The sequence below is a fragment of the Coleofasciculus sp. F4-SAH-05 genome, from assembly GCF_040222985.1.
GTDB lineage: Bacteria > Cyanobacteriota > Cyanobacteriia > Cyanobacteriales > Coleofasciculaceae > Coleofasciculus > Coleofasciculus chthonoplastes.
The window spans coordinates 1-14,792 of record NZ_JAVKBY010000039.1 but is presented as its reverse complement, the minus strand read 5'-3'; the positions used below and the strand labels follow the sequence as shown (position 1 = coordinate 14,792).

Sequence of the window (14,792 nt, the reverse complement as noted above, 5' to 3'; positions counted from 1 at the left end):
TACTCTTGGCGGGTTGCATAGTATCAAAATTCTAGGAGGTAATACCATGATAAATCCATTCGCTTGGCTGATTATTTTGGTGCTTGGCGGTTCCACGATGGCTAGCTCCATTAAGATTGTTAATCAAGGAAATGAAGCGTTAGTGGAACGATTGGGGAAATACAGTGGCAAAAAACTGGAACCCGGTTTGAATATTATGATTCCAGTTCTGGATCGCGTCGTATTTAAGGAAACGATTCGGGAAAAAGTGCTTGACATTCCTCCCCAAAAGTGCATCACTTGCGATAATGTTTCCATCAGCGTGGACGCCGTGGTCTATTGGCGGATCATGGATATGGAAAAAGCTTACTACAAGGTAGAAGATCTGCAAGCAGCAATGGTGAATTTAGTGTTGACGCAGATTCGTTCAGAAATGGGCAAACTGGAACTGGATCAAACCTTTACGGCGCGTTCTGAAGTGAATGAAACCTTGCTGCGGGAATTGGATATTGCCACTGATCCTTGGGGCGTGAAAGTGACACGGGTGGAATTGCGGGATATTGTGCCATCCAAGGCGGTACAAGACTCAATGGAGTTGCAGATGTCAGCCGAACGGCGCAAACGGGCGGCAATTCTCACCTCTGAAGGGGAACGGGAATCGGCAGTGAATAGTGCCAGAGGGAACGCAGAAGCCCAGGTGCTAGATGCAGAAGCGCGACAAAAGGCGGCGATTTTAGACGCAGAGGCGCAACAAAAGGCGATTGTCCTCAAAGCCCAAGCCGAACGCCAGCAGTCCGTTCTCAAGGCGCAAGCCACCTCAGAGGCGCTGCAAATTGTGGCGAAGACACTCAAGAATGATCCCGTTGCCCGTGATGCCCTGCAGTTCTTACTGGCACAGAATTACCTAGAGATGGGTAAAGAGATTGGCAGTAGCGATAGTAGCAAGGTGATGTTTATGGACCCCCGTGCAATTCCAGCTACGATTGAGGGGATTCGATCCATGGTAGGCGATCGCGAATCGTTGGATTCGGAACCGTTCAATTTTGAGTCGCACAATAACCGTTAACCTGGTAAAGGATCATTTGTTATTTGTCATCGTTTTCGGGTGGGCGTAGCCCACCTTTTTTTGCTGTCTCAAGTGGGGAGAAATTGTTCATGGAAACCCGCCAATCTCAAGTCCTCGCCGGACTCCTGGGAGTCTGTGTGGGCGATGCGTTGGGTGTACCTGTGGAATTTACCACGAGGGAGAAACTCCTGCGATCGCCTGTAACCTCTATGCAGGGCTATGGTACCTACAATCAACCCCCAGGAACCTGGTCTGATGACAGTTCTCTCACCTTCTGTTTAGCTGAAAGCCTCTGTCAGGGATTTTCCCTCGACGCGATCGCACAATCCTTTTGTCGTTGGCATGATCAAGCCTATTGGACACCTCACGGAACGGTTTTTGATATTGGGATGACGACAGCAGCCGCCCTGCGTCGCCTGCGTTGGGATCAGGTTTCACCCTTAGAATCAGGGAGTCGGGATGAAAGGAGTAATGGCAACGGGTCACTGATGCGAATTTTACCCATGGCTTTTTATTATAAATCCATAGAATTCCCGGAATTAATTAATCGAGTCCATCAGGTTTCTGTGATTACTCATGCCCATCTCCGTTCTCAGATGGCATGTGGTATTTATATCAGTATAGCGATTCGACTACTAGAAGGTGATGATCCAGCTACGGCTTATTTTAAAGGAATTCAAAGGATTCAGGAAATCTACAATCAACCCCCTTACACATTAGAACTCGATAAATTTGCCAGAGTATTAGAGGGAGAAATCGCCCAGTTTACTATGGAGGCGATTCAATCGAGTGGTTATGTCGTTCATAGCTTAGAAGCCGCGCTTTGGTGTTTTTTAACCAGCACATCCTATCCCCAATCCGTGTTAAAAGCGGTTAATTTAGGTGGCGATACAGATACCACGGCTGCAATTACAGGCGGATTAGCCGGACTGTATTACGGTGTCGAACAAATTCCCCAAGAATGGTGCGACCAAATTGCCCGGAAAGACGATATTTTTGACCTCGCCCAGCGTTTAGCGTTGGCTATAGCCTCGGAAAACTCAAAAAAGGACAAATGACCAATGACAGGTAAAAGGGTAGAAGGAGACAAAAGTTATATCGTATTGTAGGGGCGGGTTTAGCCGTTTAATTGATGGGTATACCGATAACTTATCAACAAAACCCGCCCTCTTGTCGTTAAGATTTGAGACTAATAACCAATAACCGCAGAGATTAACTGGATCGAAATTATTACCCAGTATACCGAAAAAAGGAAGTTAATCAAAACAACCGAACGGTATAAAATACCTGTACGAAAATGCCGACTTTTCACCCGAATGTCCCATCAACGGATTGAATTTTCCCAGTTCATCTCCCAACGGGAAAGGAGTGGGTGGTTGAGGAAGTAACCGCTTTTCTGGAACATGAATGGTTAGTGATTGCTGATAGGAGTCAATCGCTAGCTGGTATTCCTTTACATATTGGCAAGCAATGCCCAGATTTAGAATTAGAGAACTTGTGGTCTCGCCATTGCCAAGTCAAACCCTGTCAGAAAGTTGGGGGATTCCCCTAATTTTAGCAACATTCCCTAACTGTCTATCGCTTATTGTAGAAAGTTTCTAGCGTCCGGCGCGGGTAGCTGGTTTGAAGGCAATTCCCCCAATTATTCTAAGTTCAACGGTCAAATGACTGCCAAGCACCGCCAGCATGATGAAGATTGTGATGTGAGTGTGAACAGCAGTCTTGATTTGTTGTGAACTTTAGTTGGCTACAGCCATGTATTACTTTGCACTCATCGGTAACTCTATGTCTACTCACTCTATTCAGGAGGAGGATGAGGATGATGAAAATGATGTGCCAATTGTTCCTAATCCTTGATGTCGAACTCTAGTACCGCTACCTGGAACGGAAAACGTCACTCGTTGTCCAGACGTTTTTGCCTAATTGCCTACAGGTTTTAGGCGTTCGCGTGCCTGAAACTGCCAGAAGTCTAATTCCGGAGATCTCCAAGCGACTTCTTTTCGTCTCTTGTCTCTGGTGTCATAGGTAAGGCAGTTTGCCCATGATGCCAGAGCGCTTTCCTCGTCCCCTTGAATGTCTTGCACTTGTGCCAGTAAACAGTAACTAGCCGCACGTTCGCTATCTAATTCAATTGCCTTTTGCAGGTGATATTGGGCGTCAGAATAGTGTTTTTGCAGCAGATACGCCCAACCCAGATTTTTGTGGACAGAGGATTTCACCGAAGCATCCTTAACCTGGTTTATTCTTGGTAAGAGTCGCTCAATCGCTGTAGCGCTGTTTCCTGCCAAAATGTCTAAACGAGCCAGGTTACTCAGGGCAGCATCGGCGGCGCGTCCCTTGTGGTTGGCTGCCACTTGGTAATGGTGGTAGGCACGCTCACTATCTTCCAGCTTTTCATAGGTTGAACCCAGGTTGTAGTGAGCGCCGCCTAGGTTGGGATTAAATTCAATTGCCCACTGTAAATAAAATGCAGCACTTTGGAAGTCCCCGTCTAGGTAGCGTTCATAGCCAATTTTGTTGAGATTTTTAGCAATTTGCTTCCGTTTGGGTTCCTCGTCAATCAGTTGGCTGAAGGTTTTGAGGAGCTGCTCGCGGACAGGTTGAGTCATTGCCGGTAACTGCCAGATGACATCAGGTTCATCTTGAGAGGGTTCAGCTAACTTTGCCGACTCAAGGGTTTGGGTATCCCCTCGCTCAGCATCACTGGTGTCTTTGGCATTGGCTGTTTCGGGTGTCACTTCATTGGCAGTGACAGGGGTGGAGTCTGTGAGTAGTTCAGGTTTGTACTTTGCCACGAGCTTAGCGACTTCCAAGCGTTTGTAGCGGCGCTCATCGGCATGGTTATTGTCTAAGCCTAATGTTTGACAAATCCGTTCAATATGTTTTCTGACTGTCGCTTCTCCAATCTCCAGAGACTTGGCGATCGCGCCATCGGTTTCACCCGCCAATACTCGTCGTAACACCTGCTTGCGTCGGGGTGTTAGCCGATTAAATGCTTCCTCGAACTCCTCTTGATTCATAAAAACTCTTCCGTTGCGGGAAACTCCGTGTCTTCAGACCGGAGAGGAACGCGCGGTAGCGGTTTAAGAAGCATACCCCCTTTCGGGGTGGAGGGGTATGGTTGCCCCTCCTATTGTCTCCCATTTCTGGGGTAAGGTTAGCCTCGCCAATGTTATCGGTCGGTAACTATCCAAAAAGCACTGTTTCAGTGACCTTAAAACTGTTTAACTTTTCGGTTCTAGAGCAGTAGACTGGCTATCGCATCTACTGGTAGGTCTTTAACTCTTGCCGATAACGTAGTGCGCGTGACACTTAGGCTGGTAAGCATAACCTCAGCTAATTAGCTGAAGCTCCGTGTCTTTAGACCGGGGTTGCTTACTCTGATTCATCGCTGGCTAGCTCATCCACACTTGTGACTGTTACTCAAGCGAGTTGGCTGTGACTTTTAATTCTCCCCAATTCTAGCCGACATACTTTCCTCTGTCTGTAGGGGTGTTTGTCTATTGCCGCAACTAGATTGACAACTAGCGAAATAATTGTCACAATAGTGACTTGTAAGTCACAAGCGTGACAAACGCAACCAACCTGTGACTGTATCGGCAAGGGGAAATCATCACCTTGATGGTTGACGCTCAGTGATTCGCCATAACTGAAATTCCATAAGGAGAGATGACGGTGAAAACATCAGGTCAGCATCTAACACCGTTTCAGCGCAAACTGCTGCAAAAAAGTCTGCAAGAGGATTTACCGGAAAAGTACCGCCAGCGGATTGAAATCATGTTGCTGGCAGATGAAGGGATATCTCAAGCCAAAATTTGTCAAACCTTGGGGTGTTGTCCAGCAACCGCACGGCATTGGATACACGTCGCCCGTGCGGGAATGGCACACCAATGGCAAGAGAGTCGGATTGGTCGCCCGAAGACGGTGAATGATCAGTATTTAGAGCGGTTGAAAGAACTGGTGAGCCATAGTCCTCGTGATTATGGCTATTCCTTTGGGCGATGGACCGGGCAATGGTTAAGTAAGCATCTGGCGAAAGAGTTAGGGATTGAGGTGAGCGATCGCAATGTTAACCTTTTGCTCAAGAAGATGGGACTCTCCACTCGACCCAAATCTGATTCAGCACCAGAGGTAACGGAGTTGGAAACCCCTCAAGGCTCTCGCATCAGAATTGGGGACTTGCAATCTGCTTGTGAGTCCGAACTCCCGTGGTCACTCAATTTTATCAAGACCAGTAACTAACTCATGGTTCAGAAGTCATCAACTTTTTCCCAGGAACAGCTTGGTCAACAACTTGCCCAAACCTTGGGACAGGCTCTTTCAGATAGGGAACTCTCAAACTGTTTTCAGCAGATTGAAATTCTCCAGCCAACCCCAGGTAAACGGTTCTGGCAGACAGCAGAGGCGACGGTGGGACTCTATATTATCTTGGCGGGTAAAGTCAGACTACTCAATAGTACGGATGATTTAATTACGTCACTAGAGACGGGGGCGTCATTTGGTGAACTCACTCTGTTTCCAGAGGAGGAATTCCACCCCTATGCGGCTAGAGCTTCCGTCAAGTTGAGGCTTTGCTATATTCCCGGTGATGTTTTGCGATCGCTCATTCGCCAGTATCCTTCGATAAAAGAGCATCTGTACGCCAGTGCAGTACGCCGAGATTCACAGGTGAGGGGGGCAAACACTAGCCAATCGACGGACAACCCAGGGGTTACAGCATTTCCCAGTCACTCTGAGGCGGTTGTCATGTCTCAACTGTCTGAGGAACGAAAACCCCAGTCCCAGATAAGTCGGGCGTACTTCCCCAACCCTACCGTAAAAGTGGGTCAGTGGTGGGGGCGAATCACCCGACGCTATCCCTTCTTTGCCCAGCAAAGTGCCTCAGATTGCGGTGCTGCTTGTCTGGTGATGGTGGGGCGCTATTGGGGGAAGCGGTTTAGTGTGAATCGCCTGCGGGATATTGCCAATGTTGACCGCAATGGCGCGTCACTGCGGGGGTTAGCCGCCGCTGCTGAGAGTATTGGGTTTACGACTCGTCCGGTAAAAGCCAGTCTGAATAAACTGGCTGAACAACGGTTACCTGCGATTGTCCATTGGCAAGGGAAGCACTATATTGTCGTTTATGAAGTAACACGCGATCGCGTGATTGTGGCTGATCCGGCTATTGGTCAGCGTAGCCTAACTTATGCCCAATTTAAAGCGGATTGGACAGGCTATACCTTATTACTCCAACCTACAGCCCTGCTCAAACAGGCTCAAGCAGCCAGCACCCCCTTCTGGCAATTCTTTGAGCTGGTGAAACCCCACCAACTGGTATTGCTGGAGGTGTTGATTGCTTCGGTTTTGATTCAGATTTTTGGACTGATTACACCCCTATTTACTCAGTTGCTGTTGGATCGGGTGGTTGTACAGCGCAGCACATTGACGTTAACCGCCGTCGGGTTAGGGTTACTCATCTTTGGCTTGTTTAGAGTCGCCATGACTAGCTTGCGGCAGTACCTTCTGGATCATACCGCCAACCGAGTCGATTTAGCGCTGATTGTCGGTTTTATTAGCCATACCTTCCGGCTTCCCTTGAGTTTCTTTGAGTCTCGTTATGTGGGAGACATCATTTCCCGTGTCCAGGAAAATCGCAAGATTCAGCGTTTTCTTACGGGTGAAGCCCTATCCATTCTGCTGGATTTACTGACGGTGTTCATCTATGTCGGGTTGATGCTTTGGTACAGTTGGAAGATGGCACTGTTAACGTTAGTTATTGTACCACCATTTGTGTTATTGGCGTTAATTGCGACACCCTTTTTACAGCGAGTTTCCCGTGAGATTTTTGGGGCTTATACGGAGGAAACGGGCTACTTAATCCAATCCCTGACGGGTATTCGTACTGTCAAATCTATGGCGGTTGAGCAGACGGTGCGCTGGCATTGGGAGGATTTGCTTGGCAAGTCGATTAAAACGTCCTTTTCTGGGCAGGTGATTGGTAATACGCTGCAAACATTTAGCTTAACTATTGAAGCAGTCGTCACGACAGCCTTACTCTGGTTTGGGGCGTGGCTGGTGATTCAAAATGAACTCACGATTGGGCAATTAGTTGCATTTAATATGTTGCTGGGGAATGTGATTCGTCCCTTTCAGCGGCTGATTGTGTTGTGGAATGATTTGCAGGAAGTGGTGATTGCGGTGGAGCGGATTAATGATGTGATTGATACTGAACCGGAGGAAGATTTACACTCGTCATCTCGTCAATTTTTACCCCCGATTCGCGGACATATTCGGTTTGAGCAAGTCACGTTTCGTTACCACCCAGAAAGTGATCTGAATACGCTAGAAAATCTTAGTTTTGAGGTGCAGCCAGGGCAAATGGTGGCGCTGGTTGGGCGTAGTGGTTCGGGGAAAACGACGATTTCTAAGTTGGTTTTGGGACTTTATCCTGCGACTGAAGGGAAGATTCTTATTGATGGCTATGATGTTACCAGTTTATCCCTGCGATCGCTTAGACAACAAATTGGTGTGGTTGACCAGGATACGTTTCTATTTGGGGGTACAATACGGGACAATATTACAGTGGGTCATCCCGAAGCTACGTTGGATGATGTAATTGAAGCGGCTAAACAGGCGGGAGCGCATCAGTTTATTAAGGAATTGCCGATGGGTTATGAAACCCAAATTGGTGAAGGGGGAGGAATGTTATCGGGGGGACAACGACAGCGCCTTGCGATTGCCCGTGCTTTATTAGGAAATCCGCGATTGTTGATTTTAGATGAAGCCACCAGTAATCTTGATGCTGAATCGGAACGGATTATTCAGACTAATCTGAATACGATTCTGACGAATCGGACAACATTGGTGATTGCTCATCGCCTGTCAACTGTCCGGAATGCTGACCGAATTTTGGTGTTGGATAGAGGGGTTTTGGTGGAAAGTGGAACTCATGATGAATTAATGGCAAAACGGGGTCAGTATTTCTACCTCAATCAGCAGCAATTTACGATGACGGGTTGAATTAACAGTTAATCGCTAATGGAAATTAGAAAATGTCTAAGGATCTGAACATAACCTCTATTCGCTGTACTAAACAATTTAATCTGTTCGGCATTTAAACCTTAATGTCAATAATGGCGAAAGCATTGTAGTGCGAGCATCTTGCTCGCTACTAATACGCATCTTGATCGTTACTAATACCCAATTTAAATGCATGACAGCTTAACAAACTTTAAATCATTACAGATGACAAATGACAAATGACAAATGACAAATGACAAATGACAAATGACAAATGACAAATGACAAATGACAAATGACAAATGACAAATGACAAATGACAAATGACAAATGACAAATGACAATCTCCATCTCTAACTTCAATTGTGTCCACCGATTTAGTGTACTTTGTCATTCTGAGCGCTGTCCTGAGCGAAGCGAAGGAACAGAAGCGAAGAATCTCTAGTTTACATTATAGTCTGAGATACGTCAGTACGCGATCGCGGCATTTTCCCTGGAGCAAAGTGAAGGGTTCAGCATGACATTTTAATCCGTCTCAGACATCCGCTTATAAATTCCAATGAACAATGAAGAATGAACAATTAACACTCAACACTAATATGCCAAACCTATCGACACAGGAACCAGGGAGTCGGAATGGACACTATAGTGGTGAGAAAGAACTGTCTGAAGCGATTATGACTAATAATCCGGCTCAAACAGCACTACCCAATCAGGTAAATTCATCTGAACTGATTAGTGAAGATTGGTCATCGTTGACCAAGGAACTGATTGATACTGTACCGCGAGTTTGGACGCGGGGGTTGTTGTATTTCTTAGTCGTGTTTGCGGGGATTGTCTTACCCTGGACAATGTTAGCTAAGGTAGATGAAACCGGGAGTGCTAGAGGACGACTAGAGCCCCAGGGTAACGTTTTTAAAGTGGATGCACCCGTGGCGGGGACAGTAGCTAAGGTTTTAGTCAAGGAAGGTCAATTTGTCACCAACAAACAGCCGTTACTGGAACTGGAATCCGAGGAAATTAAGAGCGAACTTCAGCAAGCTCAGACGAGATTAGAAGGGCAACAAAATCGGCTGGCGCAGTTGGAATTGATGAAAAACCAATTACTTCTGGGAGTTCGCGCTCAACAGCAACAGAACCAAGCTCAAGCCTTGGAAAAACAGGCTCAAGTGGAGCAAGCACGGCAGAATTTGGAGTCTCTCAGGAATTCTTACAATTTACAAAAAGAGGAGAAACTGGCTCAAGTCAATCAGGCAGAGAAAAACCTTGACTATAGCAAAACTGCCTTGAATTTAGCAGAAATTCGTTTAGCTAAGGCACAACGAGAAGTCCAACGTTACCGCCAAATTCAGGAGCAAGGTGTGGTTCCGGAAATTAAGGTAGTTGAACAGGAAGATTTGGCTCAAGAACGGCAACGATTGCAGGAACAAGCGGAGTCGGATGTTCAGCAATCTAAGCTACGGAAGGAAGAGCAACAAAGTAGCTATCAGAGGATTATTCATCAAGCTCAGTCTGATATTGAGCAAGCCAAACTTCGTTTACAAGAGCAGCAAAAGAGCTATCAGAGTTTGAGTCATTCGGGGGATATTGCTATGCTTAAAAGTGAAGAACAGATCAAAGAGCTGCAAACCCAAGTTACGACGCTTAAAGCCGAAATTTCTCAGAGTAAAAGTCAGATTCAAGCTTGGGAATTTCAGTTAGGACAACGAGTGTTACGTGCCCCTGTAAATGGGACGATTTTCCAGTTACCGATTCAACGAACTGGGGCGGTAGTACAACCGAGTACGTTAATTGCTGAAATTGCCCCCAAGAATGCTTCCCTTATCCTGCGGGCGCAGATGGCGACATCTGAAAGTGGAACGCTGGGTAAAGGGATGCCGGTCAAGATGAAGTTTGATGCTTATCCGTTTCAAGATTACGGGGTAGTTGAAGGAACGGTGAGTCAGATTTCACCTACGTCTAAGGTGACGGAAACTGAGCAGGGTCAGATAGCTACGTTTGACCTGGAAATTGAGTTGAAACAGACTTGTATTCAAAGTTCACAAGGTTGTATAGATTTGGCGGCTGGACAGACAGCAACGGCGGAGGTGATTGTCCGCCAGCGTCGGATTATTGATTTTATTCTTGATCCGTTTAAGAAGTTGCAAAAAGGGGGGTTTGAACTTTAGAGTTTTGACACTATGGATTCGGGTTTACAGGAAAATTAACCGATTTACATTGGCTGGTTTAAATAGACAGACAATCACCTAATTGAGGAGCTTAGTTTTTACGTTATGTGGCGCAACGTTAGTAGAGACGTTGCATGCAAAGTCTCTACAACTTTTCGGTTTCACCAAGATGTGATTAAACCCGCCCAGACGCGCCATGGCGCGTCTCTACAATAGTTTATAGATTTCCAGTAAAACGTTAGAATTGAGGAGTATATCATGTCAAAAGCAATTACTATTTCCCATGAGGATATTCTGCATCAAGTCAAGCTATCGTGTCAGATTCCTGAGATAGTTGAGCAAATTGTTACTCGCAAGGTTATTGCGGATGCTGCAGCGGAAGCAGGGATTAAAGTGGAGACAGAGGAACTTCAGAAAGCAGCAGACAGCCTACGGTTAATCAGCAAACTTAACAGTGCGGAGGAAACTAAGGCATGGTTACAAAAAAATGGTCTTTCTCTAGATGATTTTGAAGAATTAATTTACAACAATGTCATCTCTGGGAAGTTGGCGCACCATCTATTTGCGGACAAAGTTGAACCCTTTTTTATTGAACATCAGTTGGATTATGCTGGGGTTGTTATGTATGAAGTTGTCCTGGATGATGAAGATTTGGCGATGGAACTCTTCTATGCGATTCAAGAAGGCGAGATGAGTTTCTATGAGGTGGCTCATCAATACATTCAGGATACAGAGTTACGCCGAAAGGGGGGATATCAGGGGATAGTGGGTCGTAAGGAGTTGAAACCAGAGATTTCTGCTGCTGTTTTTGCTGCTACACCGCCGCAGGTGCTTAAGCCAATTTTAACGTCTAAGGGGGTACATCTGATTTTGGTGGAGGAGATTATTGAGCCGGAGTTGGATGATAAATTGCGTTATCAAATTCTGTCAGATTTATTTGCTGGGTGGCGGAAGCAGCAAATTGAGCAAGTTGAAGTTGTTAGCAAGCTCAAATCAAACAGTCAAGCAGCTTAGATTCTCACCCTAAAGCCAAAGTACCAATCCACAAATTTAGCGATTGAATATTACTTTAAGCCACGTTAAAGCAAACTCAAAGTTAGATTTTATAAAAGCTCATGAGGCTGCAAATTTAGCCTCATGAGTGATTATTATCTTCAGTTAGAGAAAGCTATTACTACTCAATGATGATGGAGGTATTCCATGACAAGTGCGCCTGCTAAAAAAGCAGCAACGAAGGGCGTAAGTCCACCCTGTATGTCAATTTCTTCTTCAGTCAAATCTTTCATGTAGCTCTCAGAATCAGAAAACAGCTCAGAACCAGTAGGACGCAGATCATAAATTGTGATAGTAGACATTTGAGAATGTACTCCTAACTAAAGTTGTTGCAGTTGGAATTAGAGTTTTAATTGCCTCATTCCATTACCATATTATAGTATTTTTTCTAGTATTTCAAGGTTTTATTTGCTAGATTATGGAAATAAATATTGATTTTTTTTGATTAAAATTACCCCAGGGCTGACTAAAAGTATTCAAAACAGATTGTTTCCTTGAAAAATCAGGATGATTGAAGAAATAATTAAAAACCTTTTTTCCTTTTTATATCTATATCGCATCCTTTATGGTTTCCCTTCAAAAGAACTAAAAAAAATCAACCCAAGGTTTATCTTGGGTTGAAGTAGCCGATTGTTTAGCTGAACCTTAGGCTTATTAGCGGATTTGCATGAGCAGTAAATTTAAGGCAGGGACAAGGCTGCTTCCAGTGCGATTTGAATCAAGCTCAGCTAATTAACTTTAACTTCTCAACACCTCTGCGTTTGTCTATACTCGGTCTAGAGCTTACTTCGTTCTAATATTTAAGAAGGCTAACTGACTATTCCAAGCTGAACGACGCACTATAGGTTGGAGAGTTCCTACCTGAATCTGAGAATTGTCAAAGGATGACTCATTGCTGCTGCTTGCATTACTTAAAGTCATCTGGTAGCTTTGCTTAACCAGCAGTCGGCGTCGCCACTTGACGTATTTGTTCAGACGGGTTGTAGTTATCCGTGACAACTTGCGGACAACGCATACAAGCTACCTTGCCTTCTTGCTGATACCACCGACAGTCTCTGCGAATAGAACAGGGTGGCAATTCTTCTACTACAGCAGGTAATTGCTCTACAACTCGCATCGCTAGGCGACAATTTGTGCCATCAAAATGCTGACAACTTTTCGTCGCGCACGGTGCTGAAATCCGAAAAACTTCGGTCGGTGTAACTGAAGCAGATAGTGCTATCAGTTCATCCGTGACAGGCTGCCTCTGGTTGAGATAAGCAACACGGGGTTCTTCCACTTTTCCAGTAACAACCCCGAATACAGTACTATTTTCCCATTCCGGCCGCGCACTGGGGCAAAGTGGCGTGGTCTTGTTAGCAGTGATGGCTTCCATTAAACAAACCTGCCCCGAATAATATCTTGAGGATCTCCCATCATCCCCCCACACACGACTGGCTCCAAAGGAAAAATCTGACCACCCTTAACGCTTCCCGCCCGATCATCAGACAACGATGACAAAGGCTCTTCTGAATCGAGAACTTGGTTCCGCCGTGCCGTCGCGTTAGAAACAGCTTCACTAATCAGGTCAGCAATTTCAATTTGACCGTGGTGTTTTCTTTGATTTTCGTCCATTTTGAGTTTCCTGTTAATAAGATAGGTCGTTACAAAGCAACAGAAGGGGTAAGCAGATATCTGTGATATCTGCTTATATTTATTTAAGGACTAGCGTTTTATTGCTTACACGGTCCCACAACGACATAGGAGACAACCGCTCCGCATTCGTTATAAAGAGGCTTGATCTCGGTAGCCCCTCCTAAAACTGCCATAAGTTCATCATTACTTAGTTCCTCCATGAAACTTTCAGAATCGAAAAACAATTCAGCACCAGTCGGTATTAGATTATCAATTTTGATAGAAGCCATTTGAGTTCATCCTTTAATGAGTGATTGTTTTGCGTTATAATCAAACATTAATGTTTAATTAATGATTCCATAATACCAATATTAATCGCACAAGTCTAGAGAGTTTAATTTTTTGTTGCAAATAACTAAATCACTTATTTCCAAAGAAATTTTTACTCTTAGCCAAACGAATAAAAAAAACAGCCCAATAATTTCCTTGGACTGAAGAAAAATTATGTAAAATATAAAAAAACTCAGTAATTTTGGAATTTCAGACGCATAGTTGCACCAACATGTAGATGTCTTCAGAGTTAGCATTTAGATGGACACGCTGCAAGCCAACTCCCAGGAGGGAGAATTGCTGAAGTATAGAGGTCATCTTCCCCTCTGGCGAGTTATCCTCTTGATACCAAGCCTCCAGCAACCCATTCGCCACAATCTGACACCGATTCATGCCAAAGCTTTCCTGAGCAGCAAACTTTTGGTCGGGTTCCTCAGCCAACCCCAACCCCGGTGCTAACTGCATCGTAAATAAAGGAACCTCATCCTGAAAATACGCTTGATTCTCCCCATACACAGCCGGCAAAACGTCCTTAACTACCTCATAGTCACTCTTATCGAAGTACAGCACCCCTGAATCATGCCGCCCATAATCCTTTGGATTGTACAAAACCTTGAAACTAAAAGGAATCGCCTTCTCATTTAGCCGCCGTGTCAGGCTACCCATAACAGCAACTGCACCTTCAGGAGTCAAATTGAAGTAGATACGCACCGTCACCGACTCACCCTTTGCATCCTCAAGACGATTTGACCCCACATTGCCAACCGCCATATAAAAGCCGTTCTGCACAAAATTCTTAGGCATCCGGATAGCCACCGAATCACCCACAACAGCAGCCTGTTCAAATGATTGAAGATGCTTATCGCGCTGAATATGCAGCCTCAAACTCCCCTTCGTCACCGCTAAACTGCCATCATTTTCCTGCCTGAGAACATACCAACCTCCATCAAAATAGCCAGTACCGCTATTGCTGTCATGCAATCGCTGATAAAACCCCAAATCTACCCCCAACATGGTATTATTTTCTAGGTCTAGTGGCAGAGGATTTGAATCCGCCTCTGGTGCGAGGGCGGTTCGCATCGAGCCATTGTAATAAATCCCATAGAGAAAACTCCGCAGTTGCAGACTCAGATATTTCCGCTGAATATCCCCAGGCATTTTCTGAAAACGGGCAACCACCTCAGCAGGCAATTCAAAGGGTTTGTAATCAGGATGACGAATGCAGAAATCAGACTGAATCTCCACTTTATTCACAATATCTTCCAAAACCTCCAGTAATCGCCCAGTGGTCCCAGTCGTTCGCTGAGTTTGAGGAGAATCAAGTAATTGCATAATCGTTTGTCACTAAATATATTGGAACTTACGCTTCCTTCTTACTCCCCTCTCCCCAGGGTGGGAGAGGGGTTGGGGGTGAGGGGGTAGTGGCTTAAGTTGACACGGATGGGCACGGCAGTGCCCATTGGTGTCAACTTAAGGGGAAATTTCCCCTTGAAATTACTCTCGGATTATCTCACCGCAAGACTTTCGCAGATTTTAAGCTAGTCTACCTACTGGAGTTAAGAGTAACAGCACTACTCATATAG

14 protein-coding genes are annotated in these 14,792 nt (G+C 45.3%); 7 read left to right on the top strand and 7 right to left on the bottom strand.

Annotated elements, in window-relative coordinates:
• Nucleotides 1-46 precede the first annotated feature (46 nt).
• The 3 genes from RIG27_RS04380 (at nucleotide 47) to RIG27_RS04370 (ending at nucleotide 2,597) form a co-directional block, all read left to right on the top strand.
• Entirely contained in the window at nucleotides 47-1,045 is a 999-nt protein-coding gene (locus RIG27_RS04380) for an SPFH domain-containing protein (protein WP_446342801.1), read from the top strand.
• Nucleotides 1,046-1,134: 89 nt separating this feature from the next.
• The gene (locus RIG27_RS04375; RefSeq protein ID WP_446342799.1) at nucleotides 1,135-2,103 is read left to right on the top strand and encodes an ADP-ribosylglycohydrolase family protein; all 969 of its coding nucleotides are present in this window, start codon (nucleotides 1,135-1,137) and stop codon (nucleotides 2,101-2,103) included.
• A 314-nt stretch (nucleotides 2,104-2,417) separates the two neighbouring features.
• Nucleotides 2,418-2,597 carry a hypothetical protein gene (locus tag RIG27_RS04370; protein ID WP_446342797.1) on the top strand — a complete coding sequence of 60 codons (180 nt, stop codon included), beginning with the start codon at nucleotides 2,418-2,420 and terminating at the stop codon, nucleotides 2,595-2,597.
• 367 nt (nucleotides 2,598-2,964) lie between these two features.
• Here RIG27_RS04370 and RIG27_RS04365 read toward each other — a convergent pair whose 3' ends face one another.
• Entirely contained in the window at nucleotides 2,965-4,065 is a 1,101-nt protein-coding gene (locus tag RIG27_RS04365) for a tetratricopeptide repeat protein (protein WP_446342795.1), read from the bottom strand.
• Between the two features lie 649 nt (nucleotides 4,066-4,714).
• On the opposite strand from RIG27_RS04365, the gene RIG27_RS04360 reads away from it, so the two are divergent.
• Entirely contained in the window at nucleotides 4,715-5,287 is a 573-nt protein-coding gene (locus RIG27_RS04360; RefSeq protein WP_446342793.1) for a helix-turn-helix domain-containing protein, read from the top strand.
• 3 nt (nucleotides 5,288-5,290) lie between these two features.
• A complete protein-coding gene (locus tag RIG27_RS04355; protein ID WP_446342791.1) occupies nucleotides 5,291-8,044 on the top strand; it encodes a peptidase domain-containing ABC transporter in 2,754 nt (917 codons plus the stop codon).
• A gap of 211 nt (nucleotides 8,045-8,255) precedes the next feature.
• Here RIG27_RS04355 and RIG27_RS04350 read toward each other — a convergent pair whose 3' ends face one another.
• Complete coding sequence (locus tag RIG27_RS04350) at nucleotides 8,256-8,438, bottom strand: hypothetical protein (protein ID WP_446342789.1); 183 nt, start codon at nucleotides 8,436-8,438, stop codon at nucleotides 8,256-8,258.
• A gap of 172 nt (nucleotides 8,439-8,610) precedes the next feature.
• Here RIG27_RS04350 and RIG27_RS04345 point away from each other — a divergent pair, with 172 nt between their 5' ends.
• Together RIG27_RS04345 and RIG27_RS04340 are read left to right on the top strand one after the other, a co-directional pair.
• Nucleotides 8,611-10,212, top strand: coding sequence for an HlyD family efflux transporter periplasmic adaptor subunit (locus RIG27_RS04345; RefSeq protein ID WP_446342787.1), 1,602 nt, complete (start codon nucleotides 8,611-8,613; stop codon nucleotides 10,210-10,212).
• Nucleotides 10,213-10,470: 258 nt separating this feature from the next.
• Entirely contained in the window at nucleotides 10,471-11,226 is a 756-nt protein-coding gene (locus RIG27_RS04340; protein ID WP_446342785.1) for a peptidylprolyl isomerase, read from the top strand.
• 164 nt (nucleotides 11,227-11,390) lie between these two features.
• On the opposite strand, the gene RIG27_RS04335 is transcribed toward RIG27_RS04340, so the two are convergent.
• The 5 genes from RIG27_RS04335 to RIG27_RS04315 form a co-directional block, all read right to left on the bottom strand.
• Entirely contained in the window at nucleotides 11,391-11,567 is a 177-nt protein-coding gene (locus tag RIG27_RS04335) for a hypothetical protein (protein ID WP_446342783.1), read from the bottom strand.
• A 632-nt stretch (nucleotides 11,568-12,199) separates the two neighbouring features.
• Nucleotides 12,200-12,640 (bottom strand): nitrogen fixation protein, encoded by a 441-nt coding sequence (locus tag RIG27_RS04330; RefSeq protein ID WP_446342781.1) that lies wholly within the window; start codon nucleotides 12,638-12,640, stop codon nucleotides 12,200-12,202.
• Nucleotides 12,640-12,879, bottom strand: coding sequence for a hypothetical protein (locus RIG27_RS04325; protein ID WP_446342779.1), 240 nt, complete (start codon nucleotides 12,877-12,879; stop codon nucleotides 12,640-12,642). The genes RIG27_RS04330 and RIG27_RS04325 overlap by 1 nt, the downstream gene beginning before the upstream one ends.
• Before the next feature lie 98 nt (nucleotides 12,880-12,977).
• A complete protein-coding gene (locus RIG27_RS04320; protein WP_446342777.1) occupies nucleotides 12,978-13,169 on the bottom strand; it encodes a hypothetical protein in 192 nt (63 codons plus the stop codon).
• A gap of 250 nt (nucleotides 13,170-13,419) precedes the next feature.
• Complete coding sequence (locus RIG27_RS04315; protein WP_446342775.1) at nucleotides 13,420-14,541, bottom strand: T3SS effector HopA1 family protein; 1,122 nt, start codon at nucleotides 14,539-14,541, stop codon at nucleotides 13,420-13,422.
• Between the last annotated feature and the right edge of the window lie 251 nt (nucleotides 14,542-14,792).

Excerpts from the sequence above, each read along its gene's own strand:
- RIG27_RS04360 (WP_446342793.1), top strand. The coding sequence starts at position 4,715 with ATGACGGTGAAAACATCAGGTCAGCATCTAACACCGTTTCAGCGCAAA.
- RIG27_RS04335 (WP_446342783.1), bottom strand. The coding sequence starts at position 11,567 with ATGTCTACTATCACAATTTATGATCTGCGTCCTACTGGTTCTGAGCTG.
- RIG27_RS04345 (WP_446342787.1), top strand. The coding sequence starts at position 8,611 with ATGAAGAATGAACAATTAACACTCAACACTAATATGCCAAACCTATCG.
- RIG27_RS04350 (WP_446342789.1), bottom strand. The coding sequence starts at position 8,438 with ATGACAAAGTACACTAAATCGGTGGACACAATTGAAGTTAGAGATGGA.
- RIG27_RS04330 (WP_446342781.1), bottom strand. The coding sequence starts at position 12,640 with ATGGAAGCCATCACTGCTAACAAGACCACGCCACTTTGCCCCAGTGCG.
- RIG27_RS04340 (WP_446342785.1), top strand. The coding sequence starts at position 10,471 with ATGTCAAAAGCAATTACTATTTCCCATGAGGATATTCTGCATCAAGTC.
- RIG27_RS04315 (WP_446342775.1), bottom strand. The coding sequence starts at position 14,541 with ATGCAATTACTTGATTCTCCTCAAACTCAGCGAACGACTGGGACCACT.
- RIG27_RS04380 (WP_446342801.1), top strand. The coding sequence starts at position 47 with ATGATAAATCCATTCGCTTGGCTGATTATTTTGGTGCTTGGCGGTTCC.
- RIG27_RS04365 (WP_446342795.1), bottom strand. The coding sequence starts at position 4,065 with ATGAATCAAGAGGAGTTCGAGGAAGCATTTAATCGGCTAACACCCCGA.
- RIG27_RS04320 (WP_446342777.1), bottom strand. The coding sequence starts at position 13,169 with ATGGCTTCTATCAAAATTGATAATCTAATACCGACTGGTGCTGAATTG.
- RIG27_RS04355 (WP_446342791.1), top strand. The coding sequence starts at position 5,291 with ATGGTTCAGAAGTCATCAACTTTTTCCCAGGAACAGCTTGGTCAACAA.
- RIG27_RS04375 (WP_446342799.1), top strand. The coding sequence starts at position 1,135 with ATGGAAACCCGCCAATCTCAAGTCCTCGCCGGACTCCTGGGAGTCTGT.
- RIG27_RS04325 (WP_446342779.1), bottom strand. The coding sequence starts at position 12,879 with ATGGACGAAAATCAAAGAAAACACCACGGTCAAATTGAAATTGCTGAC.